The following is an 18,114-nucleotide window of genomic DNA, read 5'->3' on the forward strand; positions in this document are numbered from 1 at the left end:
GGCTCAGGGGCAGGCGGGCGGGATGGCGACGACCTCGACGTCGACGCCTTCGGCGCGCAGCGTCTTCACCGCCTGGTAGAGCGCCACCTGGGCGAACGTGAACAGCGAGGTCGGAGTGAGGGTGCGAGCGGCGCTCAGCGCGATGGCGTAGACGACGCTGCGCGGGCGGAAGTCCTCGGGCAGGTCACGTCCCCCGGGCTGGGCGCGCACCACGTCGCGGAACCGGGTACGCGCCTCGGCGTCGTAGCGCAGCGCGTCGAACGAGGTGACGCCCTGCGCGAAGAGGTGGCTGAGCGGGGCGCTGCCCGAGGCCCGTTTGACGTGGATCAGCTCACCGTTCGGGCCGAGCAGGTCGCACGCCTCGATGCCGCGCGGGTGCTGCCGGGTGCGGACGAGCTTCTTGTCCAGCAGCACCAACCGTGGGTCACGCCTGGCGGCCTCCCGGTTGTAGGCGTCCTCGTCGGCCAGGTCGGCGGTCCAGGGCGGCAGCACGACGGTCGACGGCCGGTCGAGGATGCGGCTGATCTCCTCGCGCAGGAACTCCCGGTGCCGGGCGCCGATCTCGTACCACCGGCCTTCGTGGAGCAGCAGGTGGCCGGCGTCGACCGCCACCTCCGCGGTGAGCCAGCGGGACACCGGCGTGGACGCCAGCTCCTCGGTGCCGGCGGTGTCGGCGTAGAGCGTCAGCGTGCCGTCGTGCAGCCCGGTCCACCGGTCACCGTCGAGCGCTCCGGTGGTGTGGGCGAGGATCGCGGCCAGGTCCAGCTCCGTGGTCAGGGTGGGGCGCCGTCCGGAGCGGGGGACCCGGATCCGGTACGACCCGACGTGCTCGACGTCGGCCACGAGCCGGCCCGGCACGGCGACGCCGAGGTCAGGCGGCTCCGCCAGCGCCAGCCGCCGGTCCAACTCGTCGGCGAGCGCCGACTGTCGCGGGTCGGTGGGTCGCAGTGGCCGGATCTCCTCGATGAACTCCAGGTCGGCCGGGGGCGACTCCTGCCGGCACACCCGGTCGATCTCCCGCAGGTCGGCGAGGAGCCGTTCCGGGGAGACGCCGAGCGGGATGCGCAGCGCGTCACCGCCCTCGACCTTCACCGCCCCGCCGACGCGCCGGCACGCGGTCAGGGCCGGATTGTCGACCCGGCCGGACAGCTGGCCGACGATCTCGCCCCACTTGTCGATGGCGTACCTCCAGATGGGCTGACCGCCCGGCACGAGGCTGCGGTCCACGCGGCCACTGGCGCCGAGCACCCGCCGCCGGACGTGGCGGATGTCGTCGGGCTTCAGGGTCCGCACGGCGAAGGAGACCCCGAACGTGGGATCCACCCGCTCCGGAGCGACCATGAACCGGCCCAGCGTGCCGAAGGCCAGGGCGTACGCCCGGTCGTCCACGGCGAGCAGCAGCGCTCCGCCGCCGTTGCTGTGGCCGATGGTCACGTCCGTACCGACCAGTCCGGACAGCACGCCGCACCATTCGGCCCGGCTGCGCGGGGCGCTGCCGTGCACCAGGATCGCCAGCGCGTCGCCGACCCGGTGCGGCGTCGGCTCGAACCCGTGTCGCCGCAGGTAGTCGACGTGGAGCGCGGATGACAGTCCGTTGACGGTGGGCGGCACGGCGAGCCGGTAGACCGTGGTCGGGTAGGTGTCGTCGGGGTTGTTCACCAAGCGCATGACGAACTCCGTGGAGAGCAGGGGTGGCAACGGGCTTAATGAGAGCATCGTCCGTGAACCGTGTCAACAGACATGACGCTTGACGTCTGTGGCACACTTCGAACGTGCAGGAGACGCCGACCATCACCGCAGCGGAGATCGCCCGGCTCGCCGGTGTCGGCCGGGCCGCCGTCAGCAACTGGCGCAAACGGCACGAGGACTTCCCCGCGCCCGTCGGCGGCAGCGCGACCAGCCCCGAGTTCGACCTCGCCCAGGTCGAACGCTGGCTGCACGCCCAGGGCAAGCTCCCCGACCTCGCCACCGCCGACCGGCTCTGGCGGCACCTCGCCGCCACCAGCACCTCCCCGGCCGCCGGCCTCGCCGCCGTCGGCACCCTGCTGCTCGCCCGTCAACGGTTAAGCGGGGGCCCTGCCTATACCGAATGCGTTAAGCGGGGGCCCCGCCTTAACCTCACACCGCTGCTGCCCGACGTCGATGCGCTCGCCGACGAACTCGGCCCGCAGGGCGCCTTCGACGCGCTGTGGCAACGCTTCTCCGGCCCCGGCCCCGGCCGCGCGTTCGCCACCCCCGACGACCTCGCCGACCTGATGGCCGGGCTCGCCGACGTCGCCGGCGGCGCCGTGCTCGACCCGGCCGCCGGCACCGGCGCCACCCTCCGCGCCGCCGTCCGCGCCGGCTGCACCGCCGCGTACGGGCAGGAACTCGACAGCGACCTCGCCCGGCTCGCCGGGCTCTGGCTCGCCGTCCGCGATGTGCCGGGGGAGGTGTCCACCGGCGACTCGTTGCGCGCCGACGCCTACCGGGGGCGCACCTTCGACGCGGTGGTCTGTCACCCGCCGTTCGGGGCCAGCAACTGGGGCGACGACGAACTCGGCCACGACCCCCGGTGGATCGTCGGCACCACCCCGCGTACCGAACCCGAGCTGGCCTGGGTCCAACACGCCCTGGCCCACCTGCGCCCCGGCGGCCACGCCGTGCTCCTGATGCCGCCCACCGTCGCCGGTCGCCGCGCCGGGCGGCGCATCCGCGCCGAACTGCTGCGCCGCGGCGCACTGCGCGCCGTCGTGGCACTTCCGCCCGGGGCGGCGGCGCCGCACGGCGTACCCCTGCACCTGTGGGTGCTGCGACGCCCGCCGGCCGACGCGCCGCCACCGGCGCGGACGCTGCTGGTCGACGCCCCCGACCTGACGCGAGTCCTGGACACCTGGCGCGCGTTCGTCGCGGACGCCGACGTCGACGAGCCCGGCTACGCCCGCGCGGTGCCGGTCATCGAGCTGCTCGACGAAGACGTCGACCTCACCCCCGCCCGTCGCCAACCCGCCGTCGTGGGCGAGGCGAGCGGAGAACATCTGGTACGCACGCGCGAGCGCCTCGCCGCCGTCGTCGCCGACCTGCCGGCGCTGATGCCGCAGGTCACGCCCGCGCTCGACGGGGCCGAGGGGGAGTTCCTCACCGTCGGTGAGCTGGTGCGCTCCGGCGCGCTGCAACTCCTCGGCCCGATCCGAGGCGTGCCCGGCGACAGCGGTGAACCGGGCGGGGACGGGCGACCGGTGCTCACCGCGCCGGACGTGGTCACCCGCAGCGAGCCCTCGGCGCGCGGCGGTGTCTCGCTCGGGCAGGAGATCCCCCTCGCCGTCGGGGACGTGGTCGTGCCGGTGATCGCCCGGCAGCTCACCGCACTCGTGGTGACCGCAGAGGGAGCACTGCTGGGGCCGGGTCTGTACCTGCTGCGGCCTGATCCGGCGGTCCTGGAATCGTGGTTCCTGGCCGGGCAGTTGCGGACGTCGACGAACGAGCGGCAGGCGTCGAGCCTGTCGGGGACGCTGCGGTTCGACGTGCGGCGGGCCCAGGTGCGGCGGGTGTCGCGGGAGGAGCAGGGAGCCTACGGGGAGGCGTTCCGGCGCTTGGACGCCTTCGAGTCGGCGATGCGGCAGGCGGCGGCGCTCGGGGCGGAACTGGTGCGGCTGACCGCCGACGGGTTGGCGCGCGGCGCGGTCCGCCCCGATGGGGAGCGACGGTGACGTCCCACCGAATGCACTTCTCGTCAGATATCCGACGGTGGCGCAGCGCTCCGACGACAGATGCGGAAGCCTGCGGGGCCGACGGCCCGGCGCACATCCTCCGTCAGCAATGAAACGCTGACAGTCGGTTGATCAACTTGGCCGAGTGGACGACTGGAACGACGCAGGGCGGCAGGCATACTGCTTGCCTTAAGGCAATCGAAGGGAACCTGGTGAGCACCAAGCACCAAGAGTTGGCCAACTTCATCTGGTCGGTGGCCGACCTGCTCCGCGGCGACTACAAGCAGTCCGAGTACGGCCGGGTGATTCTCCCGTTGACCGTGCTCCGCCGGTTGGACTGTGTGTTGGAGCCGACAAAGGACGCGGTGCTCGCCCGGCACCAGCAGCTCAAGGATGCCGGCGTGCAGAACGTGGACCCGGTGCTGCGGAGGACCGCCGGCCTGTCGTTCTACAACATCAGCGAGATGTCGTTCCGCAAGCTGCTCGGCGACCAGGACCACGTTGCGCTCAACCTGCGCGCCTACATCGGCGGCTTCTCGCCCGGCGCAGTCGACGTGCTGGAGAAGTACGGCTTCGATGCGCAGATCAGCCGGCTCGCCGAGGCTGGCCTGCTGTACCAGGTGGTCGCGAAGTTTGCCGACATCGACCTCCACCCGACGGTGGTCTCCAACCACCAGATGGGCTACGTCTTCGAGGAGCTGATCCGCCGCTTCTCGGAAATCAGCAACGAGACCGCCGGTGAGCACTTCACGCCGCGCGAGGTCATCCGGCTGATGGTCAACCTGCTGCTCGCCCCCGACGAGGACGACCTAGTCACGCCCGGCATCGTCCGGAAGATTTACGACCCGGCCTGCGGTACCGGCGGCATGCTGACCGAGGCGCAGGAGCACATCCAGGCGCACAACCCGCACGCCACGGTCGAGGTGTACGGGCAGGAACTCAACGGCGAGACCTACGCGATCTGCCGCTCCGATATGATGCTCAAGGGCGGCGACCCGACGAAGATCGCCTTCGGGAACTCGTTCAACCAGGACGGCCACGAGGCCGAGCGATTCGACTACATGCTCGCCAACCCGCCGTTCGGGGTGGAGTGGAAGAAGGTCGAGAAGTTCGTCAAGGACGAGGCGGCTCGTGGCCACGCTGGCCGGTTCGGTGCCGGCCTGCCCCGGATCAACGACGGCTCGCTGCTGTTCCTCCAGCACATGATTTCAAAAATGAAACGGCCCGAGGACGGCGGTAGCCGCCTGGCGATCGTCTTCAACGGCTCGCCGCTCTTCACCGGCACCGCCGGGTCGGGAGAGTCGGAGATCCGCCGCTGGATCCTGGAGAACGACCTCCTCGAAGGCATCGTGGCGCTGCCTGACCAGCTATTCTACAACACCGGCATCTCCACCTACTTCTGGATCCTCACCAACCGCAAGGATCCGGCCCGCGCGCGCAAGGTCGTGCTGCTCGACGGCCGGGACTACTGGACGAGGATGCGCAAGGGCCTCGGCGAAAAGCGTAAGCAGATCGATGAGGAGCAGATCGCTGAGCTCACCAAGGTGTACGTTGAGGCGTTGTCCATCGCGGACGATCCGGAGCACCCGCAGCACGCTAAGGTGAAGGTTTTCAAGACCACCGACTTCGGCTACCAGCGGATCATCGTCGAGCGTCCGCTGCGGCTGCGTTTCGAGGTTACCGAGGAGACAGTCGCCCTGCTCACGGAGGCGCGGGCGGTCCTCAAGTACGCGGAGCGGGAGTCGCTGCTGGCGGCGGCGAAGTCACTGATAGGTACGTCGTCTGCAACTCGTGCTGACTTTGCGATGAAGCTGAACGGGCTGGGAAAGCTGCCGGCGGCGGTGGAGAAGGCGGTGTGGGAGGCGTTCGCGGTCAGCGATCCGGAGGGGGAGATGCAGAACGATCGCAAAGGCAAGCCGTTGGCGGACCCGGATCTTCGCGACAACGAAATTGTGCCGCTAGGTGAGGACAACCACGGGTACCTCAAGCGCGAGGTGCTGCCGCACGCCCCTGACGCCTGGATCGACGAGACCAAGACCAAGACCGGGTACGAGATTCCCTTCACTCGTCACTTCTACGTCTACCAGCCTCCACGTCCACTCTCTGAGATCGATGCCGAAATCAGGGCGCTCGAGATGCAGATTCAGGTCTTACTCAGCGAGGTGACGCAATGACTCTCGCTGGTGCCGTTCTCAACCATGGAAATCGCTTGTCGTGGCCTGTCGTCAGCTTCAGGACCCTCTTCCATCAGCGCAAGATTTCTCGACGGCCCGAACTGCCGCTGTTAGGCGTCGACCTCAAGGAGGGTGTCCGCCTGCGTGCAGCAGGCGATGGACGGCCAGCTGCCAGCGAAGACCTCTCCGCCTACAAGTTTGTACGCGTGAACGACGTCGTCATGAACCGGCTGGGAAAGCCGCATGGATCCGTGGGCGTGTCGAATCACTCAGGTATCACGAGTCCGGCCTATTGGGTGCTGGAAGTCGACCAGTCGCTTGCGTATCCTCGATTCATCCACTATCTGTTGCGATCCCGCCACCTTATTTGCGAATACGAGCGTCTCGGTAAGAGCATGCCGCCGAACCAGTTCGACATCTCTTGGGACGCCTTCCAAAGCATCGCGGTTCCCATGCCGCCGCTGCCGGACCAACAGCGGATCGCCAACTATTTGGACAGTGAGATTCTGCGGCTTGCAGAGCTCGCGAGGCGCTACCAGTCCTGCGGCCTGCTATTGACCGAACGAATGGGGGTGCAGATTGAGCTTGCGATGAGCCCGTTCGAGCGGAAGAAGCTACGTCCACTCCTAAGCCTGCTTCGGGATGGCACGCACCAGCCGCCTCCTCGCGTCGATGAGGGCTACCCCCTCCTCAGCGTCAGGAACATCATCGATGGCAACTTAGTCCGCCGGCCCGACGACAGTTTTGTAAGCCCTAAGGATTTCCGTGATCTTTGGAAGGCGTGCCCTGTTGTGGAGGGTGACGTAGTGCTGGCAATCGTCGGTGCCACGCTCGGGAAAGCGGCGGTCGTTGGACCGATGGAGCCCTTCTGTATCCAACGAAGCCTAGCTGTACTTCGTCCAGATAGAAGAAGGCTGGTGCCCCGATTCCTTCTTTGGGCCCTACGGGCGCGCGAGTTCCAGGACAGTCTGTGGCTCAGGTCCGGATTCTCCGCTCAGCCGGGTGTTTACCTTGATACAATAGCAAATTTGCGGATTCCGCTTCCTCCTGTTGAGGAACAGTATGCCGTAGTCGAGAATCTGGATCTTCTTAACGAGGAGACTGGAAGGCTAAATAATTATCTGGGACGTCAGCAGGACCTACTCTTCGAGCGCCGGCAGTCGCTCATTACCGCCGCCGTAACAGGGCAAATTGATGTAACTACGGCCCAGAGCGTGGACGCATGAGTCCGGCGCACCAGGAGCAGTCGTTTGAAACTGCAATCAAAGGAGCTCTCGCTGGTGTAGGGTGGCTCGGCGGCATCCCCGGGCACTACGATCCGCATCTCGGGCTCGACATCGCCGAGGTGTTTGCCTTCATTGGGGTGACGCAGCCGGACGAGTGGGCGAGGCTGCTGGCCTATCACGGAAACGACCCGGACGTGGCGCAGCGGCAGTTCGCCCGGCACCTCGCCAAGCAGATCGATGAACGCGGACCCCTTGACGTCCTCCGCCGGGGCGTCAAGGACAAGGGCGTCTTGATCCGGCTCGCCTACTTCAAGCCCGCGCACTCCATCATCGACGACGCGCTCAGCCTCTACCGCGCCAACCGCCTCACGGTCACCCGTCAGCTCGCCTACTCGACCAGCAACAACAACACCCTCGACCTGATCCTCTTCGTCAACGGCATCCCCCTCGCCACCGCCGAGCTGAAGAACCCGCTCACCGGGCAGACCGTCGAGAACGCCAAGGAGCAGTACCGCAAGACGCGCGACCCGAAGGAACTGATCTTCGCTCGGCGTACTCTCGTGCACTTCGCCGTTGATCCTGACCTGGTCTTCGTCACGACGAAGCTGGCGGGGGACAAGACCCGGTTCCTGCCCTTCAACACCGGCTCCAGCGGGCCGGGTGTCTCCGGGGGCGCCGGCAACCCGCCGGCGGGCGACAAGGGCTACCGCAGCTCCTACCTGTGGGAGCAGATCTGGCACCCCGATACGTGGCTCGACCTGGTCCGGCGGTTCCTGCACTACGACAAGGAATCCAAGGCGCTGATCTTTCCGCGCTACCACCAGTGGCACGCGGTCACCCAGCTCACCGACCACGCCGCCCGCCACGGGTCGGGCCACAACTACCTGGTCATGCACTCGGCCGGGTCGGGCAAGTCGAACACCATCGCCTGGCTGGCGCACCGGCTCTCCAGCCTGCACACCGCGCCCGACGTCGTGAAGGAAGGGCTGCGGCCCAACGAGCCGGTGTTCGACAAGGTCATCATCATCACCGACCGGGTGGTGCTGGACCGGCAGTTGCAGGACACCGTCTTCCAGTTCGAGCACGTGCCCGGCGTGGTGCAACGCATCGACAAGGACTCCGCCCAGCTCGCCGCCGCGCTCCAGGGTGAGACCGCCAAGGTGGTCATCACCACCATGCAGAAGTTTCCCTACGTGCTCAACCAGGTGCAGGGCCTGAAGGGCAAGCGGTTCGCGGTCGTCGTCGACGAGGCGCACTCGTCGCAGTCCGGCGACTCGGCCGCCGCGCTGAAGAAGGTGCTGCTCAAGCTCGGCAGCGACGACGTCGACGAGTCGGGTGACCTGCTCACCGCGTCGGCCCTGGCGCGGGGTCGGCACGAGACGCTGTCGTACTTCGCGTTCACCGCCACCCCGAAGCCGAAGACGCTCGAACTGTTCGGCACGCCGCACCCGGTCACCGGCAACCCGCAGCCGTTCCACACCTACTCGATGCGGCAGGCCATCGACGAGGGCTTCATCCTCGACGTGCTGCGCAACTACCTGACCTACAAGTCGTACTGGAAGCTGGCAAACGCCAACCCCGACGATCCGGAGGTCGACCCGAAGAAGGCCGGCTCCCAGCTCGCCCGTTTCGCCAGCCTGCACCCCACGATGCAGGCCCAGAAGGCGGAGATCATCGTCGAGCACTTCCGCCGGCACGCCGCGCCGCGTCTCGGCGGTCGCGCCAAGGCCATGGTGGTCACCGGCTACCGTGAGGCCGCCGTCCGCCTGCACACGGCCATTCGGAAGTACGTCGACATGCAGGGCTACGTGGGCTGCGACTCCCTGGTGGCGTTCTCCGGAGACCTGGAGGTCGACGGCGTCGAGCACACCGAGGCCAGGATCAACGGCTTCAGCGAGGAGGAACTGCGGACGCGGTTCGCCTACACCGCGGCCGACGACAAGCACGCCGGCACGCCGAAGGCCAAGCAGGACACCGAGTACAAGATCCTGGTCGTCGCGGAGAAATATCAGACCGGCTTCGACCAGCCGCTGCTCACCACGATGTACGTCGACAAGCTGCTGAAGAACGTCGCCGCGGTGCAGACCCTGTCCCGGCTCAACCGCACCCACCCGCTGAAGAACCAGGGTGACGTGTTCGTCCTGGACTTCGTCAACGAGGCCGGCGACATCGCCGAGCAGTTCAAGCCGTACTTCGAGACCGCCGCGACCACCCCCACCGACCCGAACCTGCTCTACACGGCGCAGAACGCGGTCACCTCCTACCCGGTGCTGGTCCAGTCCGAGATGCAGGCGTACGCCGAAGCGCTGCTCGCGGCGGAACGAAAGGCGACCACCGAGACCGGCCTCCAGCGGGCCCACGCCGCGCTCTACCGCTTCACCGAGCCGGCCGTCCAGCGCTTCAAGGCCCTGGCCGCCGAGGACCCGGAGGCCGCGGACGGCTTCCGGTCCGCGCTGCGCGACTACACCCGGATGTACGCGTTCCTCAGCCAGGTGGTGCCCTACCACGACGAGGACCTGGAACGGCTCTACCTGTACGGGCGGGCGCTGCTCAACCGGCTGCCGCGCCGGCAGGACCCGTCCGTCGACATCGGCGAGGTGCAGCTGACCCACCTGCGGGTCAGCAAGACCGGCGAGCACGACGCCTCGTTGTCGCCCGAGGGGGAGCAGATGCTGCCCGGTTTCGTCGGCGGCGGCGCCGGATCCCAGCACGACCCGGAGAAGGTCGCGCTTTCCGAGTTGATCGACGCGTTCAACGACCGGTTCGGCATCGGGCTCGGTGAGGCTGACAAGGTCTGGGTCGAACAGCAGATCGTCGCCCTCGCCGAGGACGGCACTCTCGAAGCCGCCGCGCTGGTCAACGACGAGAGCAACTTCGGGGTCGTCTGCGACAAGCGGATCGAGGACGTGATCCTGTCCCGGCACGACGACAACGGCAAGCTGATGCAGCGCTACCTCGACGACGAGAGCCTGCGCTCACGACTCAACCAGTTCGCGCGCCGACAGGCGTACCAGATGATCCGCCGCCGCAAGGGCATCGCCTAACTGAATACCGCCGAGAGGAGGACGGTTGTCCCCGTCCGAACCCGCCTTCCACCTCTGGATCGCCGTGGACGAGGCGCGCGTCATGACCGCGCTCGCGCCGCTCAAGGTGACCAGGTCGCCCCTACGGCATGAGTGGGGCAGCATCACCGACCTGCGAGCGGTCCCTGCTGGCCCGGAGTCCTCCAAGGTTCCCGGCGTCATCGTGCTCTGCGCCGTCGCCGTGCTCGTCTCCGCCGTGCTCTGCGGCTCTGGCGCACCCGTGCTTGTCGTACTGTTCCTGGTGGCGCTCCTGCTGGCCCTCGGGCTCGCCGGCATCATGTCGAAGAAGCCGCCGCCCCAGGTGGAGGCGCCCGACCAGGCTGCCTTCCCGACTCTGCACCACACCCTGACCGGCGGCGAGGAACGGGAGGACTTCCTCGACCTGGTCGAGCTGGCGGAACGCGCCGGCCGCGCGCTGCCCGGGGTGAGCCCAGTCGTCGACAGCACGGAAGGCGCCGAACTCCTGGCGCAGGTGCTCTGGGAGGCGAGCGACGTGCTGAGCCGTCGTCAGCAACTGCGTACTCAGGTGCGCCGCCAGCAGCAGCCTGCCACGACCGGTGACGCGAGCAGCCACGTCTCCCAGGCGTTGACCGAGCAGCGGCGACGCGTGTCCGGCCTCTGGGGTGAGACCGAGGCGGAGCTGGCCCGGATTCGTGACGCGCTGGAACTCGCCGCCGTAGCCGCCGAGAACGCGGCTCACGATCCGAGTGCCGGCGAGGCCGTCCGCGAGGCGTACCGGGAACTGGCCGACATCTACGGCGAGCGGTACTAGCCGGCCAAGCCGCAGAGCAACTGACGGGGCGCCGAGGGGAGACGCATGCAGGCGCAGGAGCGGGTAGCCGACCGGTACGAGCTGACGTATCCGGTCGGGCACGGCGGCATGGGGGAGGTGTGGGCGGGCTTCGACGAGAAGCTGGACCGGCCGGTCGCCATCAAGTTCCTGCGCAAGCTGACCGTGCCGGAAGGCGACCGGGACACCGCCATCGATCGGTTCATCCGCGAGGCCAGAGTGACCGCGCGGCTGGACCACCCCGGCGTGCCGAGCGTGCACGATGTCGGCCACCACGGCGACGATCTCTACATCGTCATGCAGCTCGTACCGGGTGTGCTCCTGTCCGACCTGATCGCCGAGCGCGGCTGGCTGGCGGTGCCCTGGGCCGCCGCCATCGGTACGCAGATCTGCTCGGTGCTGGCGGTGGCGCACGCTGCCTCGCTGGTGCACCGTGACCTGAAGCCGCAGAACGTGATGGTCACCCCCGCCGGCGCGGTCAAGGTGCTCGACTTCGGCGTGGCGGCCCTGCTCGGGCCGGACGTGCCCCGGCTGACCGCCACCGGGCACACGCTCGGTACGCCGACCTACATGGCCCCGGAACAGGCGCTCAACAGCGCCGTCGGCCCGCGCGCCGACCTCTACGCGCTCGGTTGCGTGCTGTTCGAGCTGCTCACCGGTCAGCCGCCCTACCGGGCCGACAACCCGCTCGGAATGCTGCACCGGCACCTGAACGACCCGGTCCCCTCCGTCACGAACCACCGGGCGGGTGTGCCGGACGTCCTGGTGCAGCTCCTCGTCCGGTTGCTGGCCAAGGACCCCCAGCACCGTCCGGATTCAGCCGTCGAGGTGTACGAGCTGCTGGCGCCGTTCGGCGCGGTCGCGACCGAGAGAGCGGCCGACATCGGTCTGACCGTGGCGGACGGGCAGCGCGTCGACCCGACCATGCCGTACCGCTATCCCTTCGGGCCGTTGCCACCCAGGACGCCACTGCCGCCAACCCGCGTCGACATCGCCCGGCCGCGAGCTGCGACGGAGATCGTCGAGCCGCCGTCGCTCGACGAACTGGCCGAGGTGGAGGACCGCGTCTGGGCGCTCGCCGAGGAGGAACGATTCACGCAAGCCGCTGAGTTGCTCGAATCGGCGTTGCGGCCGGTTGGCAGAGGGCACGGGGCCAAGCAGCCTCGAATCCTGGAGCTGCGGCTCAACCTGGCGAACCTGTATGTCCTGTCCGGCGCGTTCCGGCAAGCGCTGCCCGAGTTCCAGCGGCTCATCGTCGATCTCGCCGCGCGTCCGGTCCCGGACGAAGAGCTGATCTGGCAGTGCCGGCAACAGGCGGCGAGCTGCCAGGCGGAGCTGGGCGAGGCGACCGAGGCGTTGAGAGAGCTGCGTGCCCTGCTCGCCGACGAGCAGCAGGTGATGCCCGCGGACTCACCCGAACTCTTTCCGCTACGGCAGCAGATCGCGATGCTCGTCGCCGGCCTGGGTGACGTTCCGGAGGCCCGGCGCCAACTGGAGGGACTGCGGCGTGACGTCAACGCGCTCCACGGCGCCGGATCCCCGCCGGCTGCCGAGATTGAGACGCTGCTGAACCACCTGGACCGGCTGGGGAACGACGGGAGCTGATCGTCCGAGGCGCACCGTCGCGCTGGAGGGCTTACTTGGAGCTGTCCTGGAGGTCGGGGCGGTGGTCACGGATCCACCGCTCCACGTCGTCGGTCAGCCAGATACGGCCGACGGACAGCACTGCCACCGGATCGGGAAACGTCTTCGAGTTGGTGATCTGGTAGGCACGCGTGCGAGAGACACCAAGCATGTCCTGCACCTCTTGGCTCGCCACCAGCCGAAGCTTCCGCACCCTGTCACGGTAGAAACAGTCGAACTGAACATCTGCTTACTGTTCACATGAACTGCGCATATGCTTAGGTGCGTGTAGGCTGTTCATCTGTTCACTCCAGCAAGTGGGATGGGCGTGCGTAAGCGCGACCGCTGGCTCCCCACGTCGGGCCGCCTGCTTGGCTGTCGACTATCCGACGACCTTTTCGTCGGGGTTGCTCCCGAGCGAATCGATCTGGTTGTCTTGCCGGCTCAGTGGCGGGTCCGAAAGAGACGGTGGCGGGATGGTCGCGGCGCAGGAAACCACGTTGCAGCGTCTGCTGGAGGGCACGAGGCAATACCTTGTGCCGCTCTACCAGCGGACCTATTCGTGGACCGAGGTTCAGTTCGCGCGGATCTGGGACGACGTGTGCCAGCTCGCCAGGGACCGGGCCGACCACCCGGAGGCCACCCACTTCATCGGCTCGCTGGTGCTCGCGCCCAGCCCGGCCATGGGTCCGGTCGGCGTCGCCGAATACCTGGTGGTGGACGGCCAGCAGCGGCTCACCACGCTGACCATTTTGCTCTGCGCCATCCGCGACCACCGGGCCGAGCACGAAGACCAGAAACACCGGCTCCGGCTGGACCAGCAGTACCTGACCAACCCGTTCGAGGAGCAGCGCTGGCTCAAGCTGGTTCCCACCCAGGCCGACCGGGACGCGTACGTGGCCTGCGTGAAGTCGACGGCGCAGGTCGGCGGGGACAACGCGGTGGGTCGGGCGTACCGGTTCTTCGTCAAGGCGCTCGATGCCCTCGGTGCCGCCGAGGAGCCGATCGCCGTCGAGCAGATCGAGAGCGCCGTGATCACCGGTCTGGCGCTGGTGGCGATCACCGCCAAGCCGGGCGACAACGTCTATCGGATCTTCGAGTCGCTGAACAACACCGGGCTGACGCTCACCCAGGCCGACCTGCTGCGCAACTACATCTTCATGCGGTTGCCCAACCGGGGACCGGTCGTCTACGAGTCGCTCTGGCTGCCGCTGCAGCAGCGGTTCACCCCGACGGAGCTGGTCCTGCTCTTCTGGCTCGACCTGGTCCACCGTGACCCGAAGGTCAAGCAGACCGACACGTATGCGAGCCAGCAGGCCCGCCTCGAGAAGCTGCGGACGGAAGCGGACGTCGAAGCCGAGGTGCAGCGGTTCAGCCGGCTCGGCGCGTTGCTGCGGGTGATCCTGCACCCCGCCGAGGAGCACGACCCGGCCGTACGGCAGCGGCTGGAGCGGCTCAGCGCGTGGGGCACCACCACCGTCTATCCGGTGCTGCTGCACCTGCTCGACCGGCGGGACCGGGGCACGGCGACCTCCGAGCAGATCGCCGCCGCGATGCTGTACCTGGAGAGCTTCTTCGTCCGGCGGCTGCTGATCGGCCGGAGCACGATGAACATCAACCGGATCCTGCTCGCCGTGGTCACCGAGATGGACCGAGACCTGCCGGTCCACGAGGCGGTGCGCAGATACCTGTCGACGGGCCGCAAGCACTGGGCCGCCGACTCGAGCCTGCGTGCCCTGGTGCGGACCATCCCGTTCTATCTCAACGGTCGGGCCAACCAGCGCAACCTGGTGCTGCGCTGGCTGGAGGAGTCCCACGGCAGCAAGGAGCCGGTGGTGCTGGAGAAGCTGACCATCGAGCACGTGCTGCCGCAGACCCTCAGCGACGAGTGGCGGCAGATGCTCGCCGCTGACCTCGACACCGACGAGACCCCCGACGAGGCGCACGACGCGCTCGTGCACACCCTGGGGAACCTGACCCTCACCGGCTACAACTCGGAGCTGAGCAACAAACCGTTCCCTGTCAAGCGGACCGCCCTGGCGAAGAGCGGTGTCCAGTTGAGCCGGGACATCGCCGACCGGCAGCGGTGGGGTCGCTCGGAGATCCTGGCGCGGGCCGACGCCCTCGCCGACCGGATCGTCACCATCTGGCCCGGTCCCACCGAGGAGAGCGGCAACCAGTCCGACGTGCCCTGGGACGTGCTGGCAAAGGCCCTCGCCGAGCTGCCTACCGGCACGTGGACCACCTACGGTGACCTGGCCGCCCTGATCGGCACGGCCCCGCAGCCGGTGGGTAACCGGCTGGCCAACCACCCGACCCTGAACGCCCACCGGGTGCTCCAGGCGGGTGGGATCGTCGCGGGCAACTTCAAGTGGCTGGAGCCCGGCCGCACCGACGACCCGCGTGACGTGCTGCGCGGCGAGGGCGTGACGTTCGACAGGAACGGCCGCGCCGACCCCGCCCAGCGGCTCACCGTCGAGGAGCTGGCGCAGCTCGCCGGGGTCACGCCGCCCGACCTGCCCGAGCCGCGACCCCGCGCGACCGGCGTCGTCGACCGCGCCGCGCGGTTCATGGAACAGCTCACCGCGTCGCAGGGGTCGACGGTCGCCACGGCCGTCGCCGTCGTGCTCGACGAATGGACCACCATGGGCGGGATCCTGGGCTACGGCAGCGGCGACGAGACCTCCTGCTTCCTGGTGGCCCGGGGGAAGGACCATGAGTACGGCAGCATCTGGCCGGTGGCGCTCTATCCCAGCGGGAAGTGCGAGGTCGTCTTCCAGCACCTCAGCATCCGTACGCCGTTCGACGCGGTGGCCCTGCGGGAGGAACTGCGGCAGCGGTTGAACCAGTTGCCGGGCGTCCAGATCGCCGCCGCCAGGCTCACCCTGCGGCCGGGCTTCCCGCTGGCGGTCCTCGCCGACGCCGATGCCCGCGAAGCGCTGCTCGACCACCTCCGTTGGTTCTACGACGAGGCGCAGGTGCCCGCCACGGACGAATTGGTCGTCGACTGACCGTCCACCACCCCCGAGAGGCCCACCCGTGCCCCAGCTCGCCTTCGCCAACACCTTCTGGCAGAGCTTCGACGTCCTGGAGAAGCCGATCAAGGCCGGCGTACGCAAGGCGATGCAGAAGTTCCAGCAGCTCACCATCGCCGAGCTGTACGCCGACAAGGGCCTGCACCTGGAGTCGGTGCACAACGCCCGCGACCCGCGGATGCGGACCATCCGCGTCACCGACTTCTGGCGCGGCGTCGTGCTCGCACCCGACGACGGCAGTGACACGTTCCTGCTCCTGAAGGTCGTGCCGCACGACGCCGCGTACACCTGGGCGACGAAGCTGCTCTACACCGTCAACACGGCCACCCGGGCGCTGGAGGTCCGCAACGTGGTGGCCATCGAGCAACTCACCCCGGCGTTGGAGAAAGCGGCAGCGCAGGCGCCGAGCCTGCTGTTCGCGAAGCACTCCGACACGGCGCTGCGGCACCTCGGCATCGACGACCAGGTGCTGCGCGCCGTACGCACCATCATCGACAAGCCGCAGCTGGAGGCGTTCGGCACGCTGCTGCCCGAGGACCAGTACGAGGTGCTGCAACACCTCGCCGAGGGCTTCACGCCGGACGAGGTCTACCGGGATCTGGTCGCCGAACGTCGGCCCGCCGACGCGCCGAAGGAGCCGAGCGAGAGCCTGGCGATGGCGATCGCGAACACCAGCAACCGCATCACGCTGGTCACCCGACCCGACGAGCTGGCCGAGATCCTCGACAAGCCGTTCGCCGCCTGGCGGGTGTTCCTGCACCCGTCGCAGCGGCGCGTCGCGTACCGGCCGTCCTACACCGGCCCGGCCCAGGTCAGCGGTGGTCCAGGGACCGGGAAGACGGTGGCGGCGCTGCACCGGGTCAAGCACCTGCTGTCCCGCTCGGCCGACGGCCGGGTGCTGCTCACCACGTACACCAATGCCCTGGCCGCGACGCTGCGCGAGCACCTGGCGCTGCTGCTCGACGACGAGGGGCAGCTCGCCCGGGTGGAGGTGACCACCGTCAACGCGTTCGCCAACCGCACCGTGCGCGCCCTCGCCGGCCGGGTACCGACGCCCGTCGGTGACGTCGACGAACGGCAGGTCTGGCGGCGGGTGTGCCGGCGACTGACACTGCCGTGGCCGGAGCAGTTCCTCGCCCAGGAATACCGGCACGTCGTGCTCGCCCACGACGTGCGCAGCCGGGAGGACTACCGGGCGGCCAGCCGACGCGGTCGGGGGTCGGTGCTGGGCGCGCGGCAACGCGACCGGTTATGGGACGCCGTCGAGATGTTCCACGCCGAGCTGTCCGCGGCCGGCTCCGCCACGTACCTGCAGATCTGCGCCCGCGCCGCGGACCTGCTCGCCGACGGGGACCTCGCCGACCACGGCTTCGCCCACGTCGTCGTCGACGAGGCGCAGGACCTGCACCCGGCGCAGTGGCGGGTGTCGCGCGCCGCCGTGGCGCCCGGCCCGGACGACCTCTTCATCACCGGCGACCCGCACCAACGCATCTACGACTCACGGGTGTCGCTGGGCTCGCTCGGCATCTCGGTGGCCGGGCGCAGCAGCCGGCTCCGCGTCAACTACCGCAGCACCGAGGAGATCCTCACCTGGGCCACCCGGGTGCTCATCGGCGCCCGGGTCGACGAACTCGGCGGTGACGGCGAGGACAGCCTCGCCGGCTACCGGTCCCTGCTGCACGGCCGTAAACCCCAGACCCAGGGGTACGCGTCCCCGCAGGCCGAGGTGACGGCGCTGGTCGAGCGGATGCGGGAGTGGATGACGCAGGGGGTCGGACTCGGCGAAATCGCGGTCTGCGCCCGGTTCACCACCACGCTGCGCGACGTCCACGACGCCCTGACCGCCGCCGGCATCTCCACCGCCTGGGTGCGGGACCAGCCGGGCGCCGACATCGACGGGGTACGGCTGGCCACCATGCACGCCATGAAGGGGCTGGAGTTTCGCTGCGTGGCGTTGGTCGGGGTAACGGCGAAGGCGATCCCGTTCGTCAAGGAGGTCACGCCGGCGGAGGTGGACCGGATACAGCACGACAACGACCTGCTCCGCGAGCGGTGCCTGCTCTTCGTCGCGGCAACCCGCGCCCGCGAGGCCCTGCACGTGTCGTGGAGCGGCGCGCCCAGCCCGTACCTTTCGACGCAGAACAGCCAACGCCCGGTGGCGTGAGGCCGAGTCGAGTATCCGACTCGGACCGCGTCGTCAGCGACGCCCGCCACCGGAGCCGACATTCGAGCAGGCACTGCGACCACCTGCGATCCGACATTGATCGGCCGGACGGTCAAGGTCGACGAAGATCCGGTGACACCGTCTCGCGATCAAGGTGGACGGTCTGTCCGCTCGGGCCAGACCCCTGCGACGCTGCCGCTCCTAGCCTGATCCGCACGGTAGCCGGCCAGCAACGCGACGTGGGGCCGCACCAGAACTGAGGACCACGGGGGGCGATGTGGGAGCCGGAGCGGAACGCAAGCTCGTCAAGGCCGTACGGCAGGCGCTCTC

10 protein-coding genes are annotated in these 18,114 nt (G+C 68.8%); 8 read left to right on the forward strand and 2 right to left on the reverse strand.

Going from position 1 to position 18,114, the window contains the following annotated elements; translation table 11 throughout:
• Positions 1-3 precede the first annotated feature (3 nt).
• On the reverse strand, positions 4-1,668 hold the full coding sequence (locus C8054_RS11520) for a DUF6119 family protein (protein ID WP_158273844.1): 1,665 nt from the start codon (positions 1,666-1,668) through the stop codon (positions 4-6).
• A gap of 104 nt (positions 1,669-1,772) precedes the next feature.
• Between C8054_RS11520 and C8054_RS11525 the strand changes: the two genes are divergently transcribed.
• From C8054_RS11525 to C8054_RS11550, 6 genes are all read left to right on the forward strand, one after another.
• The gene (locus C8054_RS11525) at positions 1,773-3,689 is read left to right on the forward strand and encodes an N-6 DNA methylase (protein WP_107156765.1); all 1,917 of its coding nucleotides are present in this window, start codon (positions 1,773-1,775) and stop codon (positions 3,687-3,689) included.
• Positions 3,690-3,901: 212 nt separating this feature from the next.
• Entirely contained in the window at positions 3,902-5,863 is a 1,962-nt protein-coding gene (locus C8054_RS11530; protein ID WP_233219592.1) for a class I SAM-dependent DNA methyltransferase, read from the forward strand.
• The gene (locus C8054_RS11535) at positions 5,860-7,089 is read left to right on the forward strand and encodes a restriction endonuclease subunit S (protein WP_107156766.1); all 1,230 of its coding nucleotides are present in this window, start codon (positions 5,860-5,862) and stop codon (positions 7,087-7,089) included. Before C8054_RS11530 ends, C8054_RS11535 begins: the two co-directional genes overlap by 4 nt.
• Before the next feature lie 137 nt (positions 7,090-7,226).
• Positions 7,227-10,133 (forward strand): type I restriction endonuclease, encoded by a 2,907-nt coding sequence (locus tag C8054_RS11540; RefSeq protein WP_233219593.1) that lies wholly within the window; start codon positions 7,227-7,229, stop codon positions 10,131-10,133.
• A gap of 25 nt (positions 10,134-10,158) precedes the next feature.
• Positions 10,159-10,944, forward strand: a complete 786-nt coding sequence (locus C8054_RS11545; RefSeq protein WP_107156768.1) for a hypothetical protein — start codon at positions 10,159-10,161, stop codon at positions 10,942-10,944.
• 45 nt (positions 10,945-10,989) lie between these two features.
• A complete protein-coding gene (locus C8054_RS11550; protein ID WP_107156769.1) occupies positions 10,990-12,567 on the forward strand; it encodes a serine/threonine-protein kinase in 1,578 nt (525 codons plus the stop codon).
• Between the two features lie 31 nt (positions 12,568-12,598).
• Here C8054_RS11550 and C8054_RS11555 read toward each other — a convergent pair whose 3' ends face one another.
• Positions 12,599-12,799 (reverse strand): AlpA family transcriptional regulator, encoded by a 201-nt coding sequence (locus C8054_RS11555; protein ID WP_199199697.1) that lies wholly within the window; start codon positions 12,797-12,799, stop codon positions 12,599-12,601.
• 262 nt (positions 12,800-13,061) lie between these two features.
• Here C8054_RS11555 and C8054_RS11560 point away from each other — a divergent pair, with 262 nt between their 5' ends.
• Positions 13,062-15,596, forward strand: a complete 2,535-nt coding sequence (locus C8054_RS11560; RefSeq protein WP_107156770.1) for a DUF262 domain-containing protein — start codon at positions 13,062-13,064, stop codon at positions 15,594-15,596.
• A 28-nt stretch (positions 15,597-15,624) separates the two neighbouring features.
• Positions 15,625-17,784 carry a UvrD-helicase domain-containing protein gene (locus C8054_RS11565; protein WP_107156771.1) on the forward strand — a complete coding sequence of 720 codons (2,160 nt, stop codon included), beginning with the start codon at positions 15,625-15,627 and terminating at the stop codon, positions 17,782-17,784.
• The last annotated feature ends 330 nt before the right edge of the window (positions 17,785-18,114 follow it).

Source organism: Micromonospora sp. RP3T (assembly GCF_003027925.1).
GTDB lineage: Bacteria > Actinomycetota > Actinomycetes > Mycobacteriales > Micromonosporaceae > Micromonospora.

Coding starts and splice junctions, on each gene's coding strand:
- C8054_RS11535 (WP_107156766.1), top strand. CDS start 5,860: ATGACTCTCGCTGGTGCCGTTCTCAACCATGGAAATCGCTTGTCGTGG.
- C8054_RS11520 (WP_158273844.1), bottom strand. CDS start 1,668: ATGCGCTTGGTGAACAACCCCGACGACACCTACCCGACCACGGTCTAC.
- C8054_RS11550 (WP_107156769.1), top strand. CDS start 10,990: ATGCAGGCGCAGGAGCGGGTAGCCGACCGGTACGAGCTGACGTATCCG.
- C8054_RS11560 (WP_107156770.1), top strand. CDS start 13,062: ATGGTCGCGGCGCAGGAAACCACGTTGCAGCGTCTGCTGGAGGGCACG.